Raw genomic sequence first — 23,110 nt, 5'->3', positions numbered from 1 at the left:
CGGCTTTTCTCTTTTATACTATTTGCTTTCTACCCTAATGGTTTTTATTCCCTTACCGGGGATGGTAAAGCTATTATCCAATACCGACTTTTTGTCTTCGGCCAAATTGCTGTCCCAAAGTTTAATGCCTATGGGTTGTTGCGAAGTAAATTTCACAGTGCTTTCGGCATCTCCGCTATTCACGATCATCACAATTGTACCGTTACCATCATCTGCCGGTTTTAAAACTTCGGTATAGATATTATCACCTGTAATTTTAAAAGAAAGGCCTTGTTCGTTAGATGATGCGGCCGCCACTATCAATGGTTGATGATTATTAAGCCCTGCCTGGTTTGCCTTTAAACTATTGTAGCCTTGCTCATGCGCCTGTATAAAGTAACGGAATGTAGCTATGCCGTCCTGGTCGGCTTTGAAATTGGTATGCCAAAGGTTGTTCATCACCCATGAATAAATGCCAGATGATTGCGGGGTGAAAGACAGCCATTGCGGCGCAAAATGCAATCCGCCAAGCAAATTGTCTGTCGTGATTTTACCAATCTCAAACAGTGGTGCGTCCGGGCTGCTCCAGGTAACGCCATAGTCGGCGTTTGAAACATCTACCCACCGTTGTTGGGTGTACCAATTATGGTTGGAGTTGGGCAGTTGGTCGGCTTCGGCTGCAATACTTCCCCAAGGGATGCTGTAGCGCACCTGCGCGTTTGGCACATTAAAAGGAAAAGCGAAGTGTACGCTTTCTTTCCTGCGGATGGCTTTTTTATAGATGGTATTTATTAATTCTATCTTATCTAAACCACTTACTAACCGTACTTCTCTTTTTAAACCATTGGTCCCTGGGGCATCAGATGTTACAAGCAAACTAACCACCAACGGTCCTTTTTCTTTTATACTGATGCGGGCGTTGCTGCTGCTTTGCAGGTTCTTCAAGGTATCGCCGGGCAGGTAAATATATTGGTTAAGCGATGCGGTGTCTGATACATAATTATGTGTGCCTTTAATTAGCGTTTGAATATTCCCGTTAGCCTTATCAAGCACTATGCTATACACCCCATTATTTAAGGTATTCGGCGTTGCGATAGCTTTTGTTTTGTTATAGGCTTTGCCCGCGCTAATGGTGTAGGTGCTTTTGCCCATTTGCGGAACAGCCTCGGCCAAAATAGCCAGTTCGCCGGTACTTAAGCGTTGCGATGCTATGCGCTTGCCTGTTGCATCTTTAACCGCGTCGCCTGCCTTGCTGAGTGCGGCAGGCACATAAACCACATCTGTACGAGCCCACATTTGGGTATTGTAAACATCAATGGTATTTGCTGTAGCGGATGACGCTTTGGAGGCTTGTACCATCAACGAATCGGCCATTTTTTGAGCCCTTAACGCGAACGACTGTTTTACCGCCCACTCGCTTTTAACCTTGGCATCATCCGGTTCATCGGTACTGTTGTAAGCGCCCCAGGTATGTTCATTAAATAGCAACAGGTTTTTCCATGTATCGTTGAAGGCACTTGCCGGGTAGGCAGCTTTATTGCGAATGGCCCAGATGGCATCACTTTGCTTTAAAATGTCTGACGCGTTGCGGTTGATTGCAGTTTCTTTGGCGGCTGACGATACACCATCCGTCCAGTATTCGGTATAATCGCCCTGGTAGGACGGTAGCTTGTCTTTGTATTTTTTCTCCAGATCGGTGAAGAATTGTTTTGTTGAGGTGATGATGAGCTTTGGCGATTCGTAATGTTCGTTCCATGCTTTAACAGCATCCGGTAGCTCCGGGTCTATCGGCGCGTTATCGCTCATGGCCCACGTAAGGATGCTCATATCATATGGAAAACCCTTTTGCTCAAGGTCGCCAAGGTATTGGAAAATGTAAGGGTTCAGGAAATTCTCTGTTGGTTTACCCGTGTAAAATGGCTTTGGCTCATCAATGGTAAAAAAGTTGGGGATCTTGGTGCCTTTTAAAGCGTAGCCAATGGAGTAGGGCTGGCACTGCCAAAACAACAATTTTTCGTTTCCCGATGGCGATACCCAATAGAACGGCTTATCTTGCCACTTAGCCAGGTTGCCTATCCTGTCGGATGCATTTGGGCCCGATAGAAAGTATTTGATCCCCGTTTGCCCCGCCTGCGCGGCCAGCCCCCATGATGCCCCCGGTACGTCCCCCTGGAACATCGTATGGATCTCGATCCCCTGTTGGCGTGCCAGCCTTTGCGATTCGGCGAACATCTGCATCAGCTGCCTCGAATCGGTTAAGCTGGTATTGATGTTGCAGTAAGCACCATCAAGGTTTATCCAGCCTTTTTTTACGGCGTTCCAAAAGCGCGCCTTTTTTTCTGGTGAGGATAGTTTAAGGTAGTTATCAACCACCCAGATAGCTTCAGTAGTCCATTTAAAGCGTGCTTCGGCTGGGTAGTTTTGTGTTTTTTTAGCAAGGGCAATGCTTTCGTCAATGTTCTCCATGTGCAATTTTAACACCTTGGCCTGCGTGTTAGTGTAGCCGATATCCACATGCGAATGTGGCAACACATAAACATTCCAGTTACTGCGCGCGGGTTCTACAATACAGCGGGCTTTATATGTTTGATTATCTGTTTTTACAGTAACGCTTGCCTGGGTTGATACTTTAATGGCATCGCCCGGCAGAGCAAGTTCAAATACATCTAAGCCGTCTTTATTTGCTGGTATAGTAATGTGTTCGGTACGGTCATTAAAAGTTACACTTATATCAGCAGCAGCGTAGCTTTTGCCGTTTTTGAAAAGTAACCTTGCCATGCGGCGGGTTTCGCCGTTATATTTTATATAAGCAATGGTTGGTTGCAAGGTTATTGATGTAAAGTTTGCAGCACTTGTTTGGCTATATGTAGTATTGTACGTACTTATTAAAAGTGAGAGCAATAAAACAAATGTGTATTTTTTCATAAAAGTGCTGATATTTTTAATTTTAACAGTTTGTAAAAACGTTGTAGATATGGGAGCAATATATAAATAAAATGAATGATAGCTATCGCTATTGCCAGTTGGCCATTATTCGTAAAAAGGTATTGCGTAACGGGATATCCAGATAAGGGTAGGTAACCTTACTAAGGTACAAACCCTGTGGGTAGGCCGGTTTAATTACCTGGGGGAACTGTGGGTCTATCAGATGCGCTTCAAACTCATCAACACTAAGTTTACCGCTGCCGATATCAATCAATTTACCGGTAATTATCCGTACCATTTTGCCCAGGAAACGATTAGCAGAGATGTGGAAACGGAGCCTGTCGCCCGAGGTATCTGTAAAAACCTCAGCCGCAATAATGTTGCAGATAGTATGCTGGTTCCGGCCGGGCATTTTACAAAAAGCGCGGTAATCTGTATATTGTAATAACAATTTTGCCGCTCGGTTCATACTGTCCACGTCCCAGCTTTTGATGGGATACATAGAACTGAAACCACTAAGAAAAGGGTCTTTGTAGGTATGGATAAAGTAATCATAACTCCGCTGTACGGCATCAAAACGGGCGTGTTGCTTTGCATCCACAGGAATGATATCAAACACCGCGATATCATCGGGCAACAAATTATTAAGCCTGAACGCCAGGTCAAAATCCCAGGTATCCGCTATATCCAGGTGGAAAAAGAATTGGCTGGCATGCACCTGCGCGTCGGTACGGCCACAACCTATTATCTGAAGGGGCTTCTTAAAAACCTGGCTCAGGCATTTTTCTAAAACTTGCTGTACGCCTATCCCATCCGGATGGATCTGCCAGCCGCTGTAGTTGGTGCCATGGTAACCTATATGGAAAAAGTAGCGCAACAGTTGAGTGGGTTAATCGGTAGTTTCGTCGTCGCCTGCTTCCGCATCATCGGTTTTTTCAGGTTTGGGCAGGTTAGCTTTCAGCATTACACGGCCCTTTTTAGTTAGGGTACAGGCAGGCGAACGTTTAGCTTCTTCGCCTTTGCCAATATCTATCAGGTTGAATTTTTTTAGTTCTTGCAAGTCGGGTTTGGTTATGTTAATAGCCAGGCCTTTTTCGGCAATAACTTTTAACGCGGCAACCACTTCTTCGTGTTTCATAAATATTGTATTACAGCTGCAAAGATATTGCTTTATAAATAAGAAAGGCCATTGCTTTCTTGCACCTCCGCTAACCTATAAATTAAGTGTTTTTTGCAAATAATGATATGATTTTGGCATTTGTGGCCAATCATACTATGCACATTGTGCTATGTATAGTATATTTAGGTGTTCAATATACACTAAGCAATATTGGGAAGTACGATATCCCGGTTAGGAATATATCGGACAAAATTTATCACAACAATCACCTTTAAAAAAAACCACAATGAGTACGATCAAAGTAAAAGACGGGACCGAAATTTATTATAAAGACTGGGGTACCGGGCAACCGATAGTTTTCCACCATGGCTGGCCATTAACCGGCGATGATTGGGACGGGCAAATGATGTTTTTCCTGGAGCAGGGTTACCGGGTTATAGCGCATGACCGCCGCGGGCACGGCCGTTCAAGCCAAACAGCAATAGGCCATGATATGGACACCTACGCGGCCGATGTTGCTGAACTTACGGCAGCACTTGATCTGAAAGACGCCATACACATTGGGCATTCTACAGGTGGGGGCGAGGTTATCCGTTACGTTGCCAAATACAATAAAGGGCGTGTAGCAAAGGCTGTTTTGATCAGCGCTGTTACCCCAATTATGGCACAAACCGAGGGTAACCCGGATGGCATCCCGATGGCTATATTTGATGAGATCCGCCAGGGTACGGCTTATAACAGGCCGCAATACTTCCAGGATTTTACCATGCCGTTTTATGGTTATAACCGCGAGGGTGCTAAGGTATCGCAAGGAGTAAGGGACAATTGGTGGCGCCAGGGAATGATGGGCGGCATTAAAGCGCATTACGAGTGTATCAAGGCATTTTCGGAAACGGATTTTACCGAAGACCTGAAAAGTGTTGATGTACCCGTACTTGTTTTGCACGGCGAAGACGACCAGATAGTACCTTACCAACTTACCGGCGTAAAAGCAGCAAAGCTTGTAAAAGATGGTACGCTGATCACTTATCCGGGTTTCCCCCATGGTATGCCTACAACGGAAGCAGCGACAATCAACAAAGATCTTTTGACATTTATTAAAGGCTAAATAAAGACTTTTTTGGTCATTTTAGGTCAAAAAACGCCTTGGAATTAAGTTTTCAAGGCGTTTTTGTTATCAATAGTTAAAAAAGGGTGTTAGTTATCGATTTTGCTAAATTGATTTAGTAAAAATTAAAAGCTTTATATACATTTGTTACTTTAAACCAATACCAACGCTATATTAAATGTTTAAAGCTTTACCGTTTTTTTGTACGATATGCTTTCTTGTGCAAGTTGGTTTTGCGCAGCCGGCAAAAACGGCAGCGGGCAACCCGGTAACATTTAAGGTTAACCAGGTATTGCAAAGCAATATGGTTATACAGCAAAACAAACCGTTTAAAGTTTGGGGGGATGCCACCGCCGGTAATACTGTTTCTGTTAAGGCAGATTGGATGGTAACAGGAATAAGTGTTACAGCAAATGCCGATAATAAGTTTTTAGCCATTATCCCGGTGCCCGAAGCCAGGCCCGGCGATTTTACGGCTCACCAAATAAGCGTACAAAACGGCACACTTACCATAGTTTTATCTAATTTACTTGTAGGCGACGTCTGGTTTTTGAGCGGGCAATCTAACATGCAGTTTCCCATGAAAGAGGTGAAGGATGCCGCCAGCGAAGTCGCTAAGGCGCAGGATGCTAATATCCGAATCCTAAATGTAGGTTTTAACTGGAATACCAAGCCCATAGATACGATTAAAGGCGAATGGCAGGTTTGCTCGCCTGAAACGGTGAAAGAATTTAGTGGCGTGGGCTATTATTTTGGAAAGGGGTTGCAAAATAAGTTGAACATCCCAATCGGCCTTATCTACACCGGCATTGGTGGCTCTTGGGAACAGGCCTACGTGGCACAGGACGTAATGGCAGCCGATACTATGCTAAACAGGGCTTATTTAAAGCCTTTTTTTGACGATCCAAAGTCGAAAGAAAAGCTTGACGGGGTGTTTTCGTTCGATAGAGTTTACCAGCCCTTTCTGATCCACAACGCCATGATCTATCCGTTTTATAACCTGTCTATAAAAGGCATTTGCTGGTACCAGGGCGAGTCTAACCGCGCCGAGCGGGATAGTTATTTGCAACTGAGTTATGCTCAGATAAAGAGCTGGCGCAAAGCATTTTCGCAGGGCGATCTGCCCTTTTATTATGTACAGGTTGCCCCACATGCTTACGGTAAAATGGATTCTACCCTTAACGATTATGCGTTTTTCCGCGAAGTGCAGGAGAAGGTATCAAAAATGGAGAATACTGCTATGGTGGTTACTATGGATGTAGGCGATGCAAAAAATATTCACCCCATAGATAAAAAGCCGGTAGGCGACAGGCTTGCACGTACGGCCCTGAACCGCACTTACGGCGTGCTGAGCGTTAACTATGAAGGCCCGCATGTAGATCATGTGCAGTTTTTGAGGAAGATAGCTATCATAAATTTCATCCCCTCCAGTATAAAATCGGGGCTGCGCACAAATGATGGGAGTGCGCCAAAATACTTTATGTTAGCTGGTGAGGACCATAAATTTTATCCTGCGGACGCAAAGATCAATGGTAATATTGTTGAACTGATTGCCAGGCAGGTTAAAAAGCCTGTAGCCGTGCGTTATGCCTTTACCAATTATCCTGTAACAAATTTCGAGAACGGCGATGGCCTGCCTGCGGTACCTTTCCGCACGGATGATTGGCCCGAACCTGTTATCGTGAAAAAATAATACCTGATATGAAATCGTTTAAAATATTATTATGCCTGCTGATGGTTGCAACGCTTAAAGCAAATGCCCAGCAAACCGAAGAGCAGAAAAAAGCCGAGGCTTGGGCTAATTTCCAAAAGGCGGTAGAAGAACGCTACCATAACGATTGGGCCTGGCTTAACCGTTACGCGGGCGACAACCTGAAGATGCCCGCACCTGCGCCCGGCGAAAAACGCGTGGTTTATATGGGTGATTCAATAACCGACAACTGGATCAATACCGACCCGGATTTTTTTAAATCGAGATCATACATAGATCGTGGTATTGGGGGGCAAACAACCCCGCAAATGCTGGTTAGGTTTAGGGAAGATGTAATAAACCTGCAACCTAAAGTGGTTATTATACTGGCGGGTATAAATGACATTGCCGGCAATACGGGCCCGTCTGTTTTAGAAAATGTAGCGGGCAATATCTTCTCGATGGCCCAACTGGCAAAAACTGCTAATATTAAGGTGATACTTTGCTCGGTTTTACCTGCCTATGCTATTGGATGGAAACCGGGTGTTGATCCTAAAGAGCCTATTGCAAAGCTTAATGCTATGTTAAAGGATTACGCATTGAAAAACAAGTTAGGCTATGTTGATTACTATTCGGCTATGGTTGATGATAAGTTGGCTTTGAGGGATGGATTAAGTACAGATGGCCTGCACCCAAACCTGGCAGGGTATAAAATAATGGAACCACTTGCCGACGAGGCAATTAAAAAGGCGTTGAAATAGTCTTTTTGGACCAATCGCTAAAACGATTTATATGATAAAACACTTATTGAGGACATTTATATTGATCTTTTCTGCCGGGGTAGCTACTTCAGTTAACGCCCAGCAGGTAAAGTCTTTTAAGGCAGGCGACAGGGTAGCATTTGTTGGTAACAGCATTACCGACGGGGGGCATTACCATTCGTACATATGGCTTTATTACATGACGCGGATGCCCTACATGCGGGTGGATTTTATAAATGCGGGTATAGGCGGGGACGTGGCAAAACAGATTGACGAACGCCTTCAAGAAGATGTATTTGATAAGCATCCGACGGTGATGGCGCTTACCTTTGGTATGAACGATACGGGCTACCAATGGCTTACAGGAGCAAAAGCCGACTCGAATTATAACGCTAAAATCGCCACGTCATACCAAAGCTTTTTAGAGATCCAAAAACACCTTAAAGCACACCCCACAGTACGCAAAGTGATGATCGGTTCGTCACCTTATGATGGTACTTCTAAGATAAAACCGGGTGTTATTTTTAATAAGAACGCGGCTATGCAACGCATTGTCGGTTTTCAAAAGGATGCCGCCAAAGCAAACGGCTGGGAGTTTATGGATTTTAGCAAGCCCATGATCGCCATAAATAAGCAGCAGCAATTACAGGATTCTACCTTCTCGATGCAAAGTTTCGACAGGATCCACCCAACGGTAGACGGGCACATGGTGATGGCTTACCTGTTTTTAAAAGCGCAGGGTTTTACAAACATGAAAGTTGCCGCGGTTAATATCGATAGCAAAAAAAATGCGGTCATCAATAACGAGAATTGCTTGATAACCGGGCTAAGATCTGACAAGACCGGGCTTAGCTACACTTACAAGGCCAACGCGTTGCCTTATCCAATTGATACCTTGGTGCAAAGCATCGGTAAACAGGGGCGGTCGCAAGCTGACGGTTTAAAATTAGTGCCTTTTCAGCAGGAGTTTAACCAGGAATTATTACAAGTACAAAACCTAAACGGTGGTAATAAATACGAATTAAAAATAGATGGCAAATTGGTTGGTATATGGGCGGGTAGTCAGTTGCAAACAGGCATAAACCTGGCTGAAGTGCATGTAACCCCACAGTATCAGCAAGCGCTTGCCGTAATGCACCTGAACGAGGAGCGCTGGGCAGTAGAACGCCGCCTGCGCGAGTACTGGTGGCTGCACTATTCCATCCTGAAACCACACGGCTTGCTGCATAATGATGGCGAAGCAACTATAGATTCAGTACAGCATTATGCTAAAAAGGATTTCTTTGTAGGCGCTGTACTAAATACTTATTACAAAGCCCGCCTGAAGCCCATACGTGATGCATGGCAAAAAGAAATGGACCTGCTTACCAACCAAATTTACCTTATCAACCGCCCGGTAGCCCATAAAGTGGAAATACTGAAGGTTAATACAGATCAGCATGTACTTACTCAAAAATAAGATCTTAAAATTTATAGGGGTATCGGCCTGTGCCCTTTTTATCGGCACCAATGCGTCAGCACAAACTGCCTATTATATCGATGGTTACCATGGCGGCATTTGGGGGCATTACCCCGACTGGAATACCCGCTTTATGGCCGAGCTGCTGAAAAGCAACCCAAACTGGAAGATCAACATCGAGCTTGAACCTGAAACATGGGCAAGGGCACAAGCCGTAGACCCGGCTGCCTTTACGGATTTTAAAGCCCTGTTTGCAGATCAGTCGCTTAACGGCCGTATCGAATATGTTAACCCGGCTTATGCACAAAGTTATAATTATAACATCTCCGGCGAGAGCATCATCCGCCAGTTTAGCTATGGTATTGGCTTGGTGAAAAAGCATTTCCCGACCGCTGTTTTTAGCAGTTACTCGTCCGAAGAACCTTGCTTTACAAGCGCGTTACCACAGATACTAAAATCGTTTGGGTTTAAATACGCATCGCTTAAAAACCCAAATACTTGCTGGGGCGGGTACACCCGCAGCCATGCCGGCGAATTGGTAAATTGGATAGGGCCCGATGGTAGCTCTATCATTACCTCGCCAAGATACGAGGGCGAAAAATTAGCGCCGAGATCAACCTGGCAGACCATCGCCTGGAATAACTCGCCGCAATATATCAACGCTGCCTTTGCCGCAGGCATGCCGCACCCTGTGGGGATGACCTTACAGGATGCCGGCTGGAAAAATGGCCCATTTATAGGCAAGGGCATCAAAAATGGCATAACAAGTATTTATACTACCTGGCGTAATTACTTTGATAACATTGCCAAGAAAGACGAGCGGCAGGACTGGAAACTATCGCAAGAAGATATCCAGGTGAGCCTGGTTTGGGGTTCGCAGGTGATGCAGCAAATAGCCCAAAAAGTGCGCGTTTCAGAAAACAAGTTGATAGAAGCCGAGAAAATAGCATCTATCGCAAAAATATATGCAGGGTATAAATGGCCGCAGGCAAAGCTCGATTCGGCATGGCGCACCTTGCTGCTGTCGCAACATCATGATTGTTGGATAGTGCCCTACAACGGTAAAAAGGGCGATACCTGGGCAGATAAGGTAGTCGACTGGACAGCTAATACTAACAGAATTTGTGACAGCATTATTAATAACGCCCAGGCGCTAATCAACAATAAAACGTCCTCCGGCAATTATTTCACAGTTTACAATACCACAGGTATTGATCGTGATGAAGTAGTTTTTATTGAGGCACCTAAGGGTATCGATATAAAGCAATTATCTATATTCAACAGTACAGGTTTACAAATGCCCGCCCAGTTAGGCAGTGATAAAACAAAGTTGTTTTTTAAAGCGCAGGTACCTGCAATGGGGTATGCCGTTTATCAATTAAAGGCGCAACAAGTATCGGTAATAAAGGGCGCGTCGGTTACTGTTTTGAAAAATGGTCTTTACCTGATGGAAACAGATCTGTACAAGATCATTATCGACCCGGCGCATGGCGGCGCTCTCAAAAGCATTGTAGCCAAAACATTAAACAATAAGCAGTTTGTAGATCAAAAAAATGCACGTGCCTTTAATGAGATTCGCGGTAATTTTTATAACGGCGGTGGGTTTAAGTCTACTACTGATAATCCGGCTAAGGTTGAGATAATTGAACAAGGGCCGCTGCAAATTAAACTATCTATCAAAGGCACTTTAAACGGTAGCGATTACACGCAGTTATTAACCGTGACACAAGGAAATCCTCGTATAGATCTCAGCGTAAATATCAATTGGAAAGGCAACCCCGGCATTGGACAGGCAACCCCGCCAAACACTTACAGACTGGATAACCCCGAAAAAGCTTTTTACAACGACAAAGAAAAGCTATTGGCTTATTTTCCGCTAAACCTTTCACAACAAAATGTCTACAAAAACGCGCCGTTTGATGTTACTGAAAGTAAACTAAATAACACCTTTTTCACCCGTTGGGATAGCATCAAAAACAACATCATTTTAAACTGGGTGGATGTTACTGATCAGGATAACCAATATGGCATGGCCCTGTTTACAGACCATACAACCAGTTACGCGCATGGCGAGAATTTTCCATTAGGGTTAAATATCCAGTACTCGGGTTTGGGCTTATGGGGAAAGGACCATAGTATCACCGGCCCAACTACCATTAATTATGCCCTGGTACCGCATGCTGGGAAGTGGGACAAAGCCGCCATCCAGCAGCAAAATAACGAGTGGAACGAACCGCTGTCGGTAGCAGCACTGTCATCTGTACCAACGTCATCTGGTAAATCGCTGGTTAAAGTACCTTTTGGTTATGAAATTTCGGCAGTTAATTTTGATGGGAATGATATGATGGTACGGTTGTTTAATACAGGGGCGGCTAATGTAAAAAGCAAAGTCACCTTCAATTGCAAGGCCGATAAAATTGTATTAAGTGAATTGAATGGTAAGTCAGTAGAAACGATGGTCGCTAAGAAAACGAAAAACGGGGAAACATCTATAAGTATAGCAATGCCAAAATTCGGGATCCGCACAATTCGTTTGGTAAATGCAAAGGGCATTTAAAAGCTGGCTTAACATCAACATATAAAATAAATTCTATAAAATTTGCTAAATCGTTTTTTCTTGTATATTTGGACGTATTAATACCAATTAATAAACAACAACCGATTTTATCTAGTCACACTATAATTTGATGATTGGAGTTTGGGCAAAATAGCTGGTTATGCTATTAGCTTAAGAATTCGGGCAACCCAATTATTGTTCATTACAATGTTTCGTAATATAAAAAAATACCTTGCAGTAAGCATTTCGCTCGGCCTTGCCGCGATGCAGCCGCTGTGTGCGCAAAACCTTGCCAAGTACGTAAACCCTTTTATAGGTGCCAGTACCAGCACGGCAGATGCAGGCGTCTATCATGGACTTGGTAAAACCTTCCCCGGTGCAACAACGCCTTATGGCATGGTGCAGGTAAGCCCTAATACTATTACCGGTGGAGACAATGGCTCGGGCTACAGCTACGAGCAGAAAAGCATCGAAGGGTTTGCCTTTACGCAAATGAGTGGTATAGGGTGGTATGGCGATCTTGGGAATTTCCTGGTGATGCCAACCACGGGCAAGCTTAAAACAAAGGCCGGTACCATTGCACATCCCCAAGGTGGCTACCGCTCGCAATATTCAAAACAAAGCGAAAAGGCATCGGCGGGGTACTACAGCACCTTATTAACAGATTATAACATTAAGGCAGAAATGACAGCCGCGCCACATAGCGGTATGCTGCGTTTCACGTTTCCTAAAAATACATTATCGCGCATCCAGATAGATCTTGCCCGTAGGGTAGGTGGTACATCAACCTTGCAATATGTAAAGGTGTTAGATAACTACACCATACAAGGCTGGATGAAATGTACGCCAGATGGTGGCGGCTGGGGTAACGGGGACGGGCATGCCGATTACATGGTTTACTTCTTTGCTAAGTTTAACAAGCCACTGAAAGATTTTGGTGTTTGGAGCGCCGATATCCCCGATAATTGGGTGCGCAAGCGCGAAGAAGTAGGCAGCGACAAATACCAGGACAAAGTAGCTAATGCTGCTATACTAAAAGGTATCAAAGAAAAGCAAGGCAAACACCTTGGTTTTTACTCCCAGTTTGCCACCAAAGCGGGCGAACAGGTGCTGATGAAATCGGGCATTTCGTTTGTTAGTATCGCGGGAGCAAAAAATAACCTGCTTGCCGAAATTAAGGACTGGAATTTTGATGCCGCACATCAGCGCGCCGTTGCCTTATGGGATAAGGCTTTAGCTAAAGTAAGCATCCAGGGTGGTACGGTTGATCAGAAGAAAGTATTTTATACCGCGCTTTACCATACCATGATAGACCCGCGCATCATCAGTGATGTAGATGGTAAATATCCCGGTGGCGATGGTAAATCGTACTACACCACGGCATTTAAAAAGCGCACGATATTTAGCGGATGGGATGTTTTCCGCAGCCAGATGCCTTTGCAAACCATCATCAACCCATCGTTAGTTAACGATCTGATGAACTCGATGGTTACCCTTGCCGATCAAAAACAGAAAAACTATTTTGAACGATGGGAGCTATTAAACGCCTACACGGGCTGTATGCTGGGCAACCCCATGACCTCCGTTTTTGCTGATGCGTATGCCAAAGGGATCCGCAATTATGATGTAAATAAAGCTTATGCATTGTCTGTTGGTTCAGTAGAGAAATTCGGTAATGGCGATAAGGGCTATACGCCGGGTGGCATTGGTATTGCACAAACTTTGGAGTATGCTTACAACGAATGGTGTGTTGCGCAGCTGGCCAGATGGTTAAAACATCCGGCAGATGAGAAAAAATATGCTGCGCGAAGCCTATCCTACCAAAATATTTTTGATAAGGATAAAGGATGGTTCCGCCCCAAGGACGAGAACGGCAAATGGGTTGCCTGGCCCGATTCTGGCAGGATGACGCAATGGTATGGCACTTTCGAGACCAACCCTTATCAACAGGGCTGGTTTGTACCGCACGATGTTAATGGCATGGTGCAGTTAATGGGCGGTAAAGAAAAAGTACTTGCCGATTTGGACAACCTGTTTGCCAAAACACCCGATAACATGATGTGGAACGATTACTATAATCATGCTAACGAGCCGGTGCACCATGTACCGTTCCTTTACAACCGTTTGGGCCAGCCGTGGCTTACTCAAAAGTGGACGCGCGAGATCTGTCGCCGTGCATACAAAAACTCGGTTGAAGGTTTGGTAGGTAACGAGGATGTTGGGCAAATGTCGGCATGGTACGTGTTGGCCGCTACAGGCTTGCACCCGGTTTGCCCCGGCGATACCCGCCAGGAGATCACCAGCCCGGTGTTTGATAAAGTAACCTTAAAACTCGATCCAAAATATGCTAAGGGGCAATCCTTTACCATATCGGCGAAAAATAATTCGGCCACAAATATTTACATACAAAGCGCGAAGCTTAATGGCAGCGCATACAACAAATGTTACCTCGATTATAAAGATTTGGCAGCGGGCGGTACATTGGAGCTTACCATGGGCGCGCAGCCAAATAAAAACTGGGGTACAAACTAAATTTTATGAAGAAACTCTATTCGCTGTTAATTGGTATTGGTTTAAGTGCCGGCGTTAGCGCCCAAAATATAGCGCCGTTTAAAACCGGCGACAGGATAGCCTTTGTAGGTAACAGCATTACCGATGGCGGCCACTATCACTCGTACATCTGGCTATATTACATGACGCATTTCCCAAACCAGCGTATCACGTGTTATAACGTAGGTATTGGTGGTGATGACATTAACCAGATGGCTTACCGTATTGATGCCGATGCGCTGGCCCGCAAGCCAACCGTTTTAACGCTTACCTGGGGGATGAATGACACCGGTTATTTTGAATGGTACCGCCCGGATGGACAGGACTTTATTGATAAGCGCCTCGTTAACAGCTATAAAACCTATGCGGCGCTCGAAGACAAACTGAAAAAACATACGGAGATCCGCAAGATATTGATAGGTGGTTCGCCGTATGATGAGACCACCAAATTCACCAAGAAAAATATCTACCCGCATAAAAGCGATGCTTTGGCCAAAGTGATAGATCACCAGCGGCAATCAGCAAAAAATAACGGCTGGGGCTTTGTAGATTTTTTTCACCCGATGGATGCGATAAACAAGAGCGAACAGTTAAAAGACAGCACATTTAGCCTAACCCCTAACGACCGTATCCACCCCGATAATAACGGGCACCTGGTAATGGCTTACCTTTTTCTTAAAGCCCAGGGACTAAGTAATAATGTAGTGGCTGATATTAATATCAACGCTACCGGTAAAACGGTATCAAAAGCGGTTAATTGCACGGTTCTAAATTTAGCATCTACAGCTAAATCTTTATCATTCAATTACCTGGCAAAATCCTTACCATACCCTTTAGATACCATTCCGCGCGGTTGGGGTAACAACAAAAAACAATCGGATGCATTAAAGGTGGTACCGTTTAACGATGAATTTAACAGGGAAATGTTGACCGTAAAAAGCCTTTCAAACGGCCAATATGACCTTTTGATCGACGGTGAAAAGATGGGCAGCTGGTCGGCGTCGGCATTTGCCAATGGTATTAACCTGGCCGAGATCTCTACCACCCCGCAATATCAGCAAGCTATCCAGATCCGCGAATTGAACGAGGAGCGTTGGGAAATTGAGCGGCGCCTGCGAAATTACATGTGGATGGAGTACGACTTTTTAAAGGATAAAGGGATGCTGTTTAAAGATAGCAACGCCGCTATGGATTCGGTTAAGATCCATTCCGCAAAAAATATTTTCGTGAACGGCAATAAAGATAATTACACCCGCGCCCGCTACAAAAATGTACGCGATGCCTGGCAAAAAGAAATGAATGTATTAACAGACCAGATCTACGCCATTAACAAACCGCAAACCCACCACATTCAGATAGTTGCTTCAAAATAACATTCCTATTAAGATGAATACTAAAAAAATATTTACGCTTTTTTTGATCTGTGCAGGCTCGTTTTGGCTAAAAGCTACCGCCGGTAATGTTGATACTGCCTTAACCCATAGCACGGTTATGAATAAAGATATGAAAGCGGTGGTTGTAAAACCGGCGGATTATTCAGTATCAAAAAAATACCCGGTAATGTATCTTTTGCATGGGTTTAGCGGTAACTACAGCGACTGGATCAAAAAGATCCCCGCTATTACAAAACTGGCAGATACCTATCACATGCTTATAGTTTGCCCCGATGGCAATTTTGCCGGCTGGTATTTTGATAGCCCGATAAGCAAGGAGTGGATGTATGAAACCTACATAGGTACCGAATTGGTAAGCTATATTGATAAACACTACTCAACCATAGCCAATCGTAAAGGAAGGGCCATTACCGGCCTAAGTATGGGCGGCCACGGCGCACTTTTCCTGGCATTTAAACACCAGGATATTTTTGGTGCTGCAGGCAGCATGAGCGGGGTTGTTGATATACGCCAGTTTGCCGATAGTTACGGTATTGAGCAGGTTTTAGGCAAGTACAGCGAACACCCCGAGGTGTGGGAGCAGCACTGCGTAGTTAGCTTGGTGTACCTGCTAAAACCAAACGCGCTTGCCCTAACGTTTGATTGCGGTTACGACGATGGCATGTACAGCGGTAACCAGGAATTACACGAAAAATTGATGGAACGGAAGATTCCGCATGATTACACAGTAAGGCCGGGAGGGCATTCCTGGGAATATTGGGGGAACTCTATAAACTACCAGTCGTTGTTTTTTAGCAGGTATTTTAATAGCGAAAAATAATTTAGAAGAATACTTTTTAAAAAGATTGCTTATTTCCTTTATAAAACTTATTAAAATGTTAAACAATTGCTGCCGAAGGCTGTAAATTATTAAAAGTTAAAAAAAGCCATAAAAACTTTGCTAAATCGTTTTTACGACTTATATTAGCACATAATTACAAACCAATAATTATAAACCATTTATTTAAATTTTAAGGCAGCGTATTATCGTGCAATCTTTTGAAGTTTGCTAAAACGATTTTTAACGCTTAAACTATAAAATATCGGGGCCTAATGGGCTTTTAATGTATAACCCTATAGTATGAAAAAAATTTACTTACAGTTATTTGCTTGTTCCTTCTTTCTGGTGTTGTTTGTTCTTGCATCCTGCAAAAAAGACGGCTTCCTGGGGCAAACAACAACATCTAACCTTACCGAAGAAACTGTTTTTAAAGATAGTGCCAACACCGTGCGCTTTTTAGCAGGTATTTATGAAAACGTTGGGTTTAGCGCATCTGCAAGCCGCTTTACTTACGGGCCTAATGCTTTCAATCAAACACCAAATGGCGGCTTAGATGCTTCATCAGATGAGGCAGAGGTATTTAGCTCGGGTGGTTCTACCGCATTAGCCTGGGAAACAGGTACCATTAATGCAGCGGTAGTTACCGATGATGCTTATAAAAAATCATACACTAATATCCGGTCGGTTAACCAACTGCTTAAAAACCTGCCAAAGTCGCCCATTAACTCATTTACAAAAACACAAATGGTGGCTGAGGCCCACTTTTTAAGGGCTTGGTACTATTCTATTTTGCTTAAACATTATGGTGGTATCCACTTGGCGGGCGATAGTTTATTTAACTATACCGATAAGATCCCCGCGGCCCGTAATACTTATGAGGAGTGTGTAAATTATATCCTTGCCGAATGTGACCTTGCAGCGCAGGATCTGCCAAACGCGCAAAGCGGCATCAATTATGGCCGTGCTTCAAAAGGGGCTTGTTTGGCTTTAAAAGCCCGTGTGTTATTATATGCTGCAAGCCCGCTATTTAACGAAGCGCCGCTTAAAGGCACCAAAAATGATGCTGTAGTAGGGTATCCTTCATATGATAAAGAAAGATGGAAAAAAGCACAGGATGCCGCCGCCGCGGTGATAGGCCTGGGTGCATACTCGTTAAATTTAGATAATTCTACGCCGGGTGTTGGTTTTCGCGACCTGTTTACTAAGCGTTATAATACCGAATATATTTTCCAGCTAATGAGACCCAATGACAATGTGGATCTTGAAAACCTTTTTCAGCCGCCATCACGTACAGGTAAAAATGGAGCATTCCCTTTACAAGGTTTGGTTGATGCCTTCCCAATGAAGAATGGTAAAGCTATTACAGACCCCGCATCAACGTACAACCCGCAAGACCCGTACGCCGGCCGCGACCCGCGATTGGATTACACCGTTGTGCGCGACCAAACTTTAATGCAAAACAGGCTTGTATCGGGCTTTTCGCCAGTAAATATCTTCCAGGGTAATTTTAACGGTACCAAAACCGGTCCTGATGCAGTTCACGTGGGTACATCTACAGGATATTATACCAATAAAATGCTATCGCCAAATGCTGTAGCCAATGATTTTATCCATCGTACAGAAAGATGTTTGCCGTTAATTCGTTTCGCTGAAATGTATCTTGACTACGCTGAGGCGGCCAATGAATATAATGGGCCGGATGGAACTGTTTATACAGCAGTTGAAAAGGTGAGGGAGCGTGCGGGGTTGTCGCCATACCAGTTGCCCGCCGGTTTAAGCCAGGTGCAAATGCGCGAGGTTATCCGTAACGAACGCCGTGTAGAGCTTGCTTTTGAAGAGCACCGTTTTTGGGATGTACGCCGCTGGAAAATTGCCGAGCAAACCGATAATATTCAAACCAAAGGGATGGAGGTTAACCGCGATGGTAGTAATGTTACTTATAAAATTTTTGATGTACGTAAACGAAATTTCCGCCCGGCAATGTATCTGTGGCCTTTACCGCAGGCCGAGGTGGCAAAATCGCCAGATGTGATCCAAAACCCTGGTTATTAATTTTTATATACAGTTGATGAAAAGTAATCATAACATAAAAAAGATGCTGTTGCTGCTTGTAGTAGTAATAATGGCGGCATCATGCAAAACAGAAAAGGTACTGCCAAAACAGGAAGCCCTGAAAGATATAACCGGCAGCTGGCAGGTGATAAAAGCAACCCGTAACGGTACCGACCTGGCCGGGCTGGTTGATTTTAGCCAGTTTAGGATCCAGTTTGAGAATGGTACTTATAAATTGATAAGCAAACTGCCATTTATTGTTAACAAAGACGGTGCTTACGCGCTTGACGACCCTTTATACCCGTTTAAAATAACGTTTACAGCCGCAGGTGCCGAACCACTTTCGACCGCTTTTACCTATCCTATTGTGAACGGCAAAAGGCAGCTATCATTAACGTTTAGCCCGGGCTGTGCCAACAACTCATATGTGTACGTACTGCAGCAAACTAATTAATAAACAGCAAAAAAAAATACTATGATATCATTTTTACATATAAAAGGCAAGGGGTTGTGGAGAGCATGTGCCTTTCTGATATTGGGCATAGTGCTTGCTTGTTGCGGTGAAGAAATTACCAGCCTTGAGCAACCAAATACTGCCGTAGTTGGCAGCAATATTAATATTAAAGTCAACTTTAAGATCCCAACCGCAGGTGACGGAACGGGCAATTACCTAATATTTGCCATGCTGGTGCCAAAGGGATGGAAAATGGCAGACAACGCCAAAATTAGCTACAGCAGTCAGTCGCTGGGCGGCGGCACTATGTCTCTTCTTCCGGCAAACTCACTGCCTAAAAATGGTGGTGGCTTAAGCTGGCCTGCCTATACCAAAAAGATGTTTGGCAACGCCGGCAACCTCATTGATGATATGGAGTGGGTGGTTTATCAATCAGAAAAAAACTACGCGTATGGCGGTGGTTTTACTTTTGAAGGCAATGTAACTATAAACCTTAAAGTTGCTGCCGATGGTAACCCCACAATTGTAAAGTTAAGTTACGTTATATCTGATAGTGTCAATGCTTATACAAGCAACGAGTTTGGTACCTATTACAGCCAAATAAATTCGCCCACATGTTTTGAAGCTACGGGCGGCACAGGCGATCTGGTAGATTTTTGTAACCCGCAACTTACGGTGATAGATCCGCCAAAATCATTAGACAACGATTTTGTTTCGCTAACCTTTGATAATACAGTAGTAACTACAAGCCTTAAAGATGAGACTGAAGTTTACCTGTGCGCAACGGCTTACACCAATGATGGTAAAACAATAAAAGTTTGCGAGCAAACAGATAAAACCAGAATGGCGGAGACAGCACCTAACAGCAAACATTACCGGATAACTTTTTGGCCAAAAGCACTATTTAATACAACTGATGCGCAAACTATAACCAAGATAGAGTACTTCGTAACCGATAAAACGGGTACGAAAAGGGTTGGGTATGGTAACACTCAGGATCCGTTTGTGTACACCTTTAAGTGCGGATAAACAGCCTTTTATACTACCGGTGCGTTTATAACAACCTATTTACGCCCTGCTAAAACGATATTTTATTTTTTGCCAACAATTTAAACTTTATACAATGGCTAAATGCTACTTAAGTAAATATTTTACGGCTTTAGTGATGCTAATGCTGGCGCTGGTAACAACCGGCCGCGCCATGCAGCAGGATACTATAGCAACGTATGTTGCACGCCCCGGTATAGCCGGCGGAGTTGTGCTTGACGAATATGGCAAGCCGTTTAAGGGTGTCAAGGTATCTGTAAAAGGTAAAACCGATATGATAACTACCGATGGGGCAGGCCACTTTGAAATTACCGCCGCCAATAACGCTGTATTGGTATTTATGTACCCAAATTACAATGTGCAGCAAGTTACGGTAAAAGGCGACCGCGAAATTACGGTTAGGCTTATTGATACCTATATCAAAACGCCGGCAAAGATTGATGTTTTGTATGGCACAGCCGATGCAAGCAAAAGCCTTGGCGCTATATCAACAATTTACACCAACCAGCTTACAACTACGCCTGCAACATTATATACATATGCTTTGCCCGGGCAGCTTGCAGGTTTGTATACACAACAGTTTAGAGGGTTTGCGGCGCCGCAAACGGCTGCCCAAACACAAAGCGACTTTATTGGTAACGTAGTGTTACACAACAACTATTCGGCTAATGATAATACCGAGTTTGGCTTGTCATTACGCGGGCAGGCTCCAATTACTATCATTGATGGTGTGCAGCGAGAAATATCTTCTCTCGACCCGGAAAGTATCGAGTCGGTTTCAGTTTTAAAAGACGGGCTTTCTACTATCCTTTTAGGCGTAAATAGCTCAAGGGGTGTTATATTGATAACTACTAAGCGAGCCCTGGCAGGTAAGCCACGTATCTCATTCACGGCGCAAACCGGGTTGCAAACTTCATTGGGCCTGCCAACACCTTTGCCTGCATATCAGTATGCCTACCTGTATAACGAAGCATTGCAGAACGACGGAAAAATACCTATTTACAGCGGCGCAGATATCGCAGCTTACCGCGACCATTCTGACCCAAGCCGCCACCCGGATGTTAACTGGTACAATACCCTGCTTCGCAAAAATTCGCCTATGAACAGCTACAAGCTTAATGTAAGCGGCGGTACAGATATTGCCCGTTACAACGTATCGTTAAACTACCTTAACCAGGATGGGATGTTTAAAACAGCGGCAGAATCACCATACAACACCAATAACAACCTTAGCCGCTACATCATCAACTCAGATCTGACGGTTAACGTAACCAAAAAGTTTGTTGTAGATCTGCAAATGTTTGGCCGTATCCAATCTGGTAACCAGCCGGGCGCAGGGTATGATAATATCCTTGGTCAATTATATTCTACACCGAATAATGCTTATCCTATTTATAACCCCGATAACTCTTTTGCAGGTACAACAACATTTAATAACAACCTTTTAGCGCAATCGCAATACTCGGGTTACCAGCGTACCAACAGTAACGATGTATTAGCCAACCTGGATCTTACCTATGATATGAGCAGTGTAACCCCTGGCCTTTCCGGCAAGGCGAGAGGTAACCTGGCACTTTCTTCGCAGAGTGCTTTGTTTAGATCGTTACAAAACAATTCTTTTTTAATAAAAACCGATGACACCTATGCCGCTGTGGGTACATCGTCATCACAGAAAAATGTTTTTAGCAGTGTATCAAGCGCCCGTTATTCATTCGCGCAGCTATCATTAAACTACGACAGGACATTTGGTAAACATAATTTTACGGGCCAGGCATTATACGATACCCGTTCGGTAAACCTTAACTTCGATTTAACCAGCACAACCACCAACGAGGCGTTTAAAGCAGGGTACAACTACGATGGTAAATACTTTATAGAAGGCGCTGTAAACCGCAGCGGTTACGACAGGTATCCGCCAAATAAACAATTCGGCTTGTTTTACGCCGGAGGTTTAGGCTGGCAAATGGCTAAAGAAAGCTTTATTAAAGATAACTTTAGCTGGATAAACTCATGGAAATGGCGTGCTACTTATGGCCGTACCGGTAATGCCAACGTAGATAACTTTGGCTACTATAACTTCTTACAAACTTACGGCTCGCCAAATGGCTACCAATATGTTACAGGTAATGTACGTGCCGGTGTGCAAGGTGAATTTGCCAATCAGTTAGCTAATCCGCTTATCAGCTGGGAAAAAGCAGATAAGATAGACATAGGTGCCGACATTGAATTGTTTGACAAACACTTTAAAATTACTGCAGACTATTATCACGACAGGTATAAAGATCTGTTACAAATACGTGGCCGCAATAGCTTATTGTTAGGAACACCATACTCGGTAGAAAATATCGGTGTAGTGCTTAACCAGGGCGAGGAACTGACGCTAACCTACCAAAACCATATCAATAACTTTAATTATTTTATATCGGGTAATGCCTCGCTTCAGTATTCAAAGTCTGTTTATAGCGATGAAACACCAACGCCATACCCTTGGTTGCGCCGTACGGGCCAGTCAACCGGTGCTATATATGGCTACACGGCTTTAGGTTTCTTTAAAGACGCGCAAGAGGCTGCTACAAGTGCAACCACCACAGGTTACACCGCGCAGGCAGGCGATGTAAAGTACCAGGATTTAAATAACGACGGGGTAATTAACCAATTTGATATCTCAGCCATCGGCAATAAAAAACCGCTATTTTTTTATGGCGCATCATTAGGGTTTAACTACAAAGGGTTCAGCTTTAGTATGATCGTTCAGGGTGTTAAAAACCGCGAGATCTTATTCAATAACTCTATGGTGAACGGCTTTGCAGGCATCGGCTTCCTGGGGCTTAATTACGCAGGCCAGGGTTATGATAACCTAACCGGCAGGTGGACGCCCGAAACATCGGCAACTGCAACGCTTCCACGCTTGTCTTTAGGTAACGCCAACAACACGGCAAACTCTACCCTTTACCTGCGCAGGGGCGACTACTTGAGGCTTAAAAATGCAGAGGTAGGCTACAACCTGCCTTATCAATGGGTACATAAGTTAAAATTATCGGGCGTAAGGGTATTTGCGAATGGCGAAAACCTGGTAACCTTATATGGCTACAAAGGGATAGACCCTGAGGTAAGCAACGGCGCTTACCCCATACAAAGGGTAGTAAACGCAGGTGTTACTGTTAAGCTTTAATTTTTGGCCATTAAAAAATTAT

At 44.1% G+C, this 23,110-nt stretch carries 15 protein-coding genes; 12 read left to right on the top strand and 3 right to left on the bottom strand.

Going from position 1 to position 23,110, the window contains the following annotated elements:
- Positions 1-18 precede the first annotated feature (18 nt).
- The 3 genes from ABIB39_RS00270 to ABIB39_RS00260 form a co-directional block, all read right to left on the bottom strand.
- Positions 19-2,904, bottom strand: coding sequence for a glycoside hydrolase family 38 N-terminal domain-containing protein (locus ABIB39_RS00270; RefSeq protein WP_354426586.1), 2,886 nt, complete (start codon positions 2,902-2,904; stop codon positions 19-21).
- A gap of 88 nt (positions 2,905-2,992) precedes the next feature.
- The gene (gene truA, locus ABIB39_RS00265; RefSeq protein WP_354426585.1) at positions 2,993-3,781 is read right to left on the bottom strand and encodes a tRNA pseudouridine(38-40) synthase TruA; all 789 of its coding nucleotides are present in this window, start codon (positions 3,779-3,781) and stop codon (positions 2,993-2,995) included.
- Between the two features lie 12 nt (positions 3,782-3,793).
- Positions 3,794-4,042, bottom strand: coding sequence for a hypothetical protein (locus ABIB39_RS00260; protein ID WP_354426584.1), 249 nt, complete (start codon positions 4,040-4,042; stop codon positions 3,794-3,796).
- 268 nt (positions 4,043-4,310) lie between these two features.
- On the opposite strand from ABIB39_RS00260, the gene ABIB39_RS00255 reads away from it, so the two are divergent.
- From ABIB39_RS00255 to ABIB39_RS00200, 12 genes are all read left to right on the top strand, one after another.
- Entirely contained in the window at positions 4,311-5,132 is an 822-nt protein-coding gene (locus tag ABIB39_RS00255; RefSeq protein WP_354426583.1) for an alpha/beta fold hydrolase, read from the top strand.
- Positions 5,133-5,310: 178 nt separating this feature from the next.
- Positions 5,311-6,825, top strand: coding sequence for a sialate O-acetylesterase (locus ABIB39_RS00250; RefSeq protein ID WP_354426582.1), 1,515 nt, complete (start codon positions 5,311-5,313; stop codon positions 6,823-6,825).
- Positions 6,826-6,833: 8 nt separating this feature from the next.
- A complete protein-coding gene (locus ABIB39_RS00245; RefSeq protein WP_354426581.1) occupies positions 6,834-7,583 on the top strand; it encodes an SGNH/GDSL hydrolase family protein in 750 nt (249 codons plus the stop codon).
- 31 nt (positions 7,584-7,614) lie between these two features.
- Complete coding sequence (locus ABIB39_RS00240) at positions 7,615-9,042, top strand: SGNH/GDSL hydrolase family protein (protein ID WP_354426580.1); 1,428 nt, start codon at positions 7,615-7,617, stop codon at positions 9,040-9,042.
- Complete coding sequence (locus ABIB39_RS00235; protein ID WP_354426579.1) at positions 9,023-11,599, top strand: glycoside hydrolase family 38 C-terminal domain-containing protein; 2,577 nt, start codon at positions 9,023-9,025, stop codon at positions 11,597-11,599. Before ABIB39_RS00240 ends, ABIB39_RS00235 begins: the two co-directional genes overlap by 20 nt.
- A 207-nt stretch (positions 11,600-11,806) precedes the next feature.
- Positions 11,807-14,131 carry a GH92 family glycosyl hydrolase gene (locus ABIB39_RS00230; protein WP_354426578.1) on the top strand — a complete coding sequence of 775 codons (2,325 nt, stop codon included), beginning with the start codon at positions 11,807-11,809 and terminating at the stop codon, positions 14,129-14,131.
- 5 nt (positions 14,132-14,136) lie between these two features.
- Positions 14,137-15,522 (top strand): SGNH/GDSL hydrolase family protein, encoded by a 1,386-nt coding sequence (locus ABIB39_RS00225; protein ID WP_354426577.1) that lies wholly within the window; start codon positions 14,137-14,139, stop codon positions 15,520-15,522.
- A gap of 13 nt (positions 15,523-15,535) precedes the next feature.
- The gene (locus ABIB39_RS00220) at positions 15,536-16,363 is read left to right on the top strand and encodes an alpha/beta hydrolase (RefSeq protein WP_354426576.1); all 828 of its coding nucleotides are present in this window, start codon (positions 15,536-15,538) and stop codon (positions 16,361-16,363) included.
- Positions 16,364-16,663: 300 nt separating this feature from the next.
- Positions 16,664-18,415 carry a RagB/SusD family nutrient uptake outer membrane protein gene (locus ABIB39_RS00215; protein ID WP_354426575.1) on the top strand — a complete coding sequence of 584 codons (1,752 nt, stop codon included), beginning with the start codon at positions 16,664-16,666 and terminating at the stop codon, positions 18,413-18,415.
- A gap of 16 nt (positions 18,416-18,431) precedes the next feature.
- On the top strand, positions 18,432-18,869 hold the full coding sequence (locus ABIB39_RS00210) for a DUF5004 domain-containing protein (RefSeq protein WP_354426574.1): 438 nt from the start codon (positions 18,432-18,434) through the stop codon (positions 18,867-18,869).
- Between the two features lie 21 nt (positions 18,870-18,890).
- On the top strand, positions 18,891-19,898 hold the full coding sequence (locus tag ABIB39_RS00205; protein WP_354426573.1) for a DUF4961 domain-containing protein: 1,008 nt from the start codon (positions 18,891-18,893) through the stop codon (positions 19,896-19,898).
- 94 nt (positions 19,899-19,992) lie between these two features.
- A complete protein-coding gene (locus tag ABIB39_RS00200) occupies positions 19,993-23,088 on the top strand; it encodes a SusC/RagA family TonB-linked outer membrane protein (protein ID WP_354426572.1) in 3,096 nt (1,031 codons plus the stop codon).
- Positions 23,089-23,110 lie beyond the last annotated feature (22 nt).

This window comes from Mucilaginibacter sp. UYP27 (assembly GCF_040547175.1).
Taxonomy (GTDB): Bacteria; Bacteroidota; Bacteroidia; order Sphingobacteriales; family Sphingobacteriaceae; genus Mucilaginibacter.
This window is presented reverse-complemented; position numbering and strand designations above follow the sequence as displayed.

Excerpts from the sequence above, each read along its gene's own strand:
- ABIB39_RS00270 (WP_354426586.1), bottom strand. The coding sequence starts at position 2,904 with ATGAAAAAATACACATTTGTTTTATTGCTCTCACTTTTAATAAGTACG.
- ABIB39_RS00260 (WP_354426584.1), bottom strand. The coding sequence starts at position 4,042 with ATGAAACACGAAGAAGTGGTTGCCGCGTTAAAAGTTATTGCCGAAAAA.
- ABIB39_RS00255 (WP_354426583.1), top strand. The coding sequence starts at position 4,311 with ATGAGTACGATCAAAGTAAAAGACGGGACCGAAATTTATTATAAAGAC.
- ABIB39_RS00250 (WP_354426582.1), top strand. The coding sequence starts at position 5,311 with ATGTTTAAAGCTTTACCGTTTTTTTGTACGATATGCTTTCTTGTGCAA.
- ABIB39_RS00245 (WP_354426581.1), top strand. The coding sequence starts at position 6,834 with ATGAAATCGTTTAAAATATTATTATGCCTGCTGATGGTTGCAACGCTT.
- ABIB39_RS00240 (WP_354426580.1), top strand. The coding sequence starts at position 7,615 with ATGATAAAACACTTATTGAGGACATTTATATTGATCTTTTCTGCCGGG.
- ABIB39_RS00235 (WP_354426579.1), top strand. The coding sequence starts at position 9,023 with ATGTACTTACTCAAAAATAAGATCTTAAAATTTATAGGGGTATCGGCC.
- ABIB39_RS00230 (WP_354426578.1), top strand. The coding sequence starts at position 11,807 with ATGTTTCGTAATATAAAAAAATACCTTGCAGTAAGCATTTCGCTCGGC.
- ABIB39_RS00225 (WP_354426577.1), top strand. The coding sequence starts at position 14,137 with ATGAAGAAACTCTATTCGCTGTTAATTGGTATTGGTTTAAGTGCCGGC.
- ABIB39_RS00220 (WP_354426576.1), top strand. The coding sequence starts at position 15,536 with ATGAATACTAAAAAAATATTTACGCTTTTTTTGATCTGTGCAGGCTCG.
- ABIB39_RS00215 (WP_354426575.1), top strand. The coding sequence starts at position 16,664 with ATGAAAAAAATTTACTTACAGTTATTTGCTTGTTCCTTCTTTCTGGTG.
- ABIB39_RS00210 (WP_354426574.1), top strand. The coding sequence starts at position 18,432 with ATGAAAAGTAATCATAACATAAAAAAGATGCTGTTGCTGCTTGTAGTA.
- ABIB39_RS00205 (WP_354426573.1), top strand. The coding sequence starts at position 18,891 with ATGATATCATTTTTACATATAAAAGGCAAGGGGTTGTGGAGAGCATGT.
- ABIB39_RS00200 (WP_354426572.1), top strand. The coding sequence starts at position 19,993 with ATGGCTAAATGCTACTTAAGTAAATATTTTACGGCTTTAGTGATGCTA.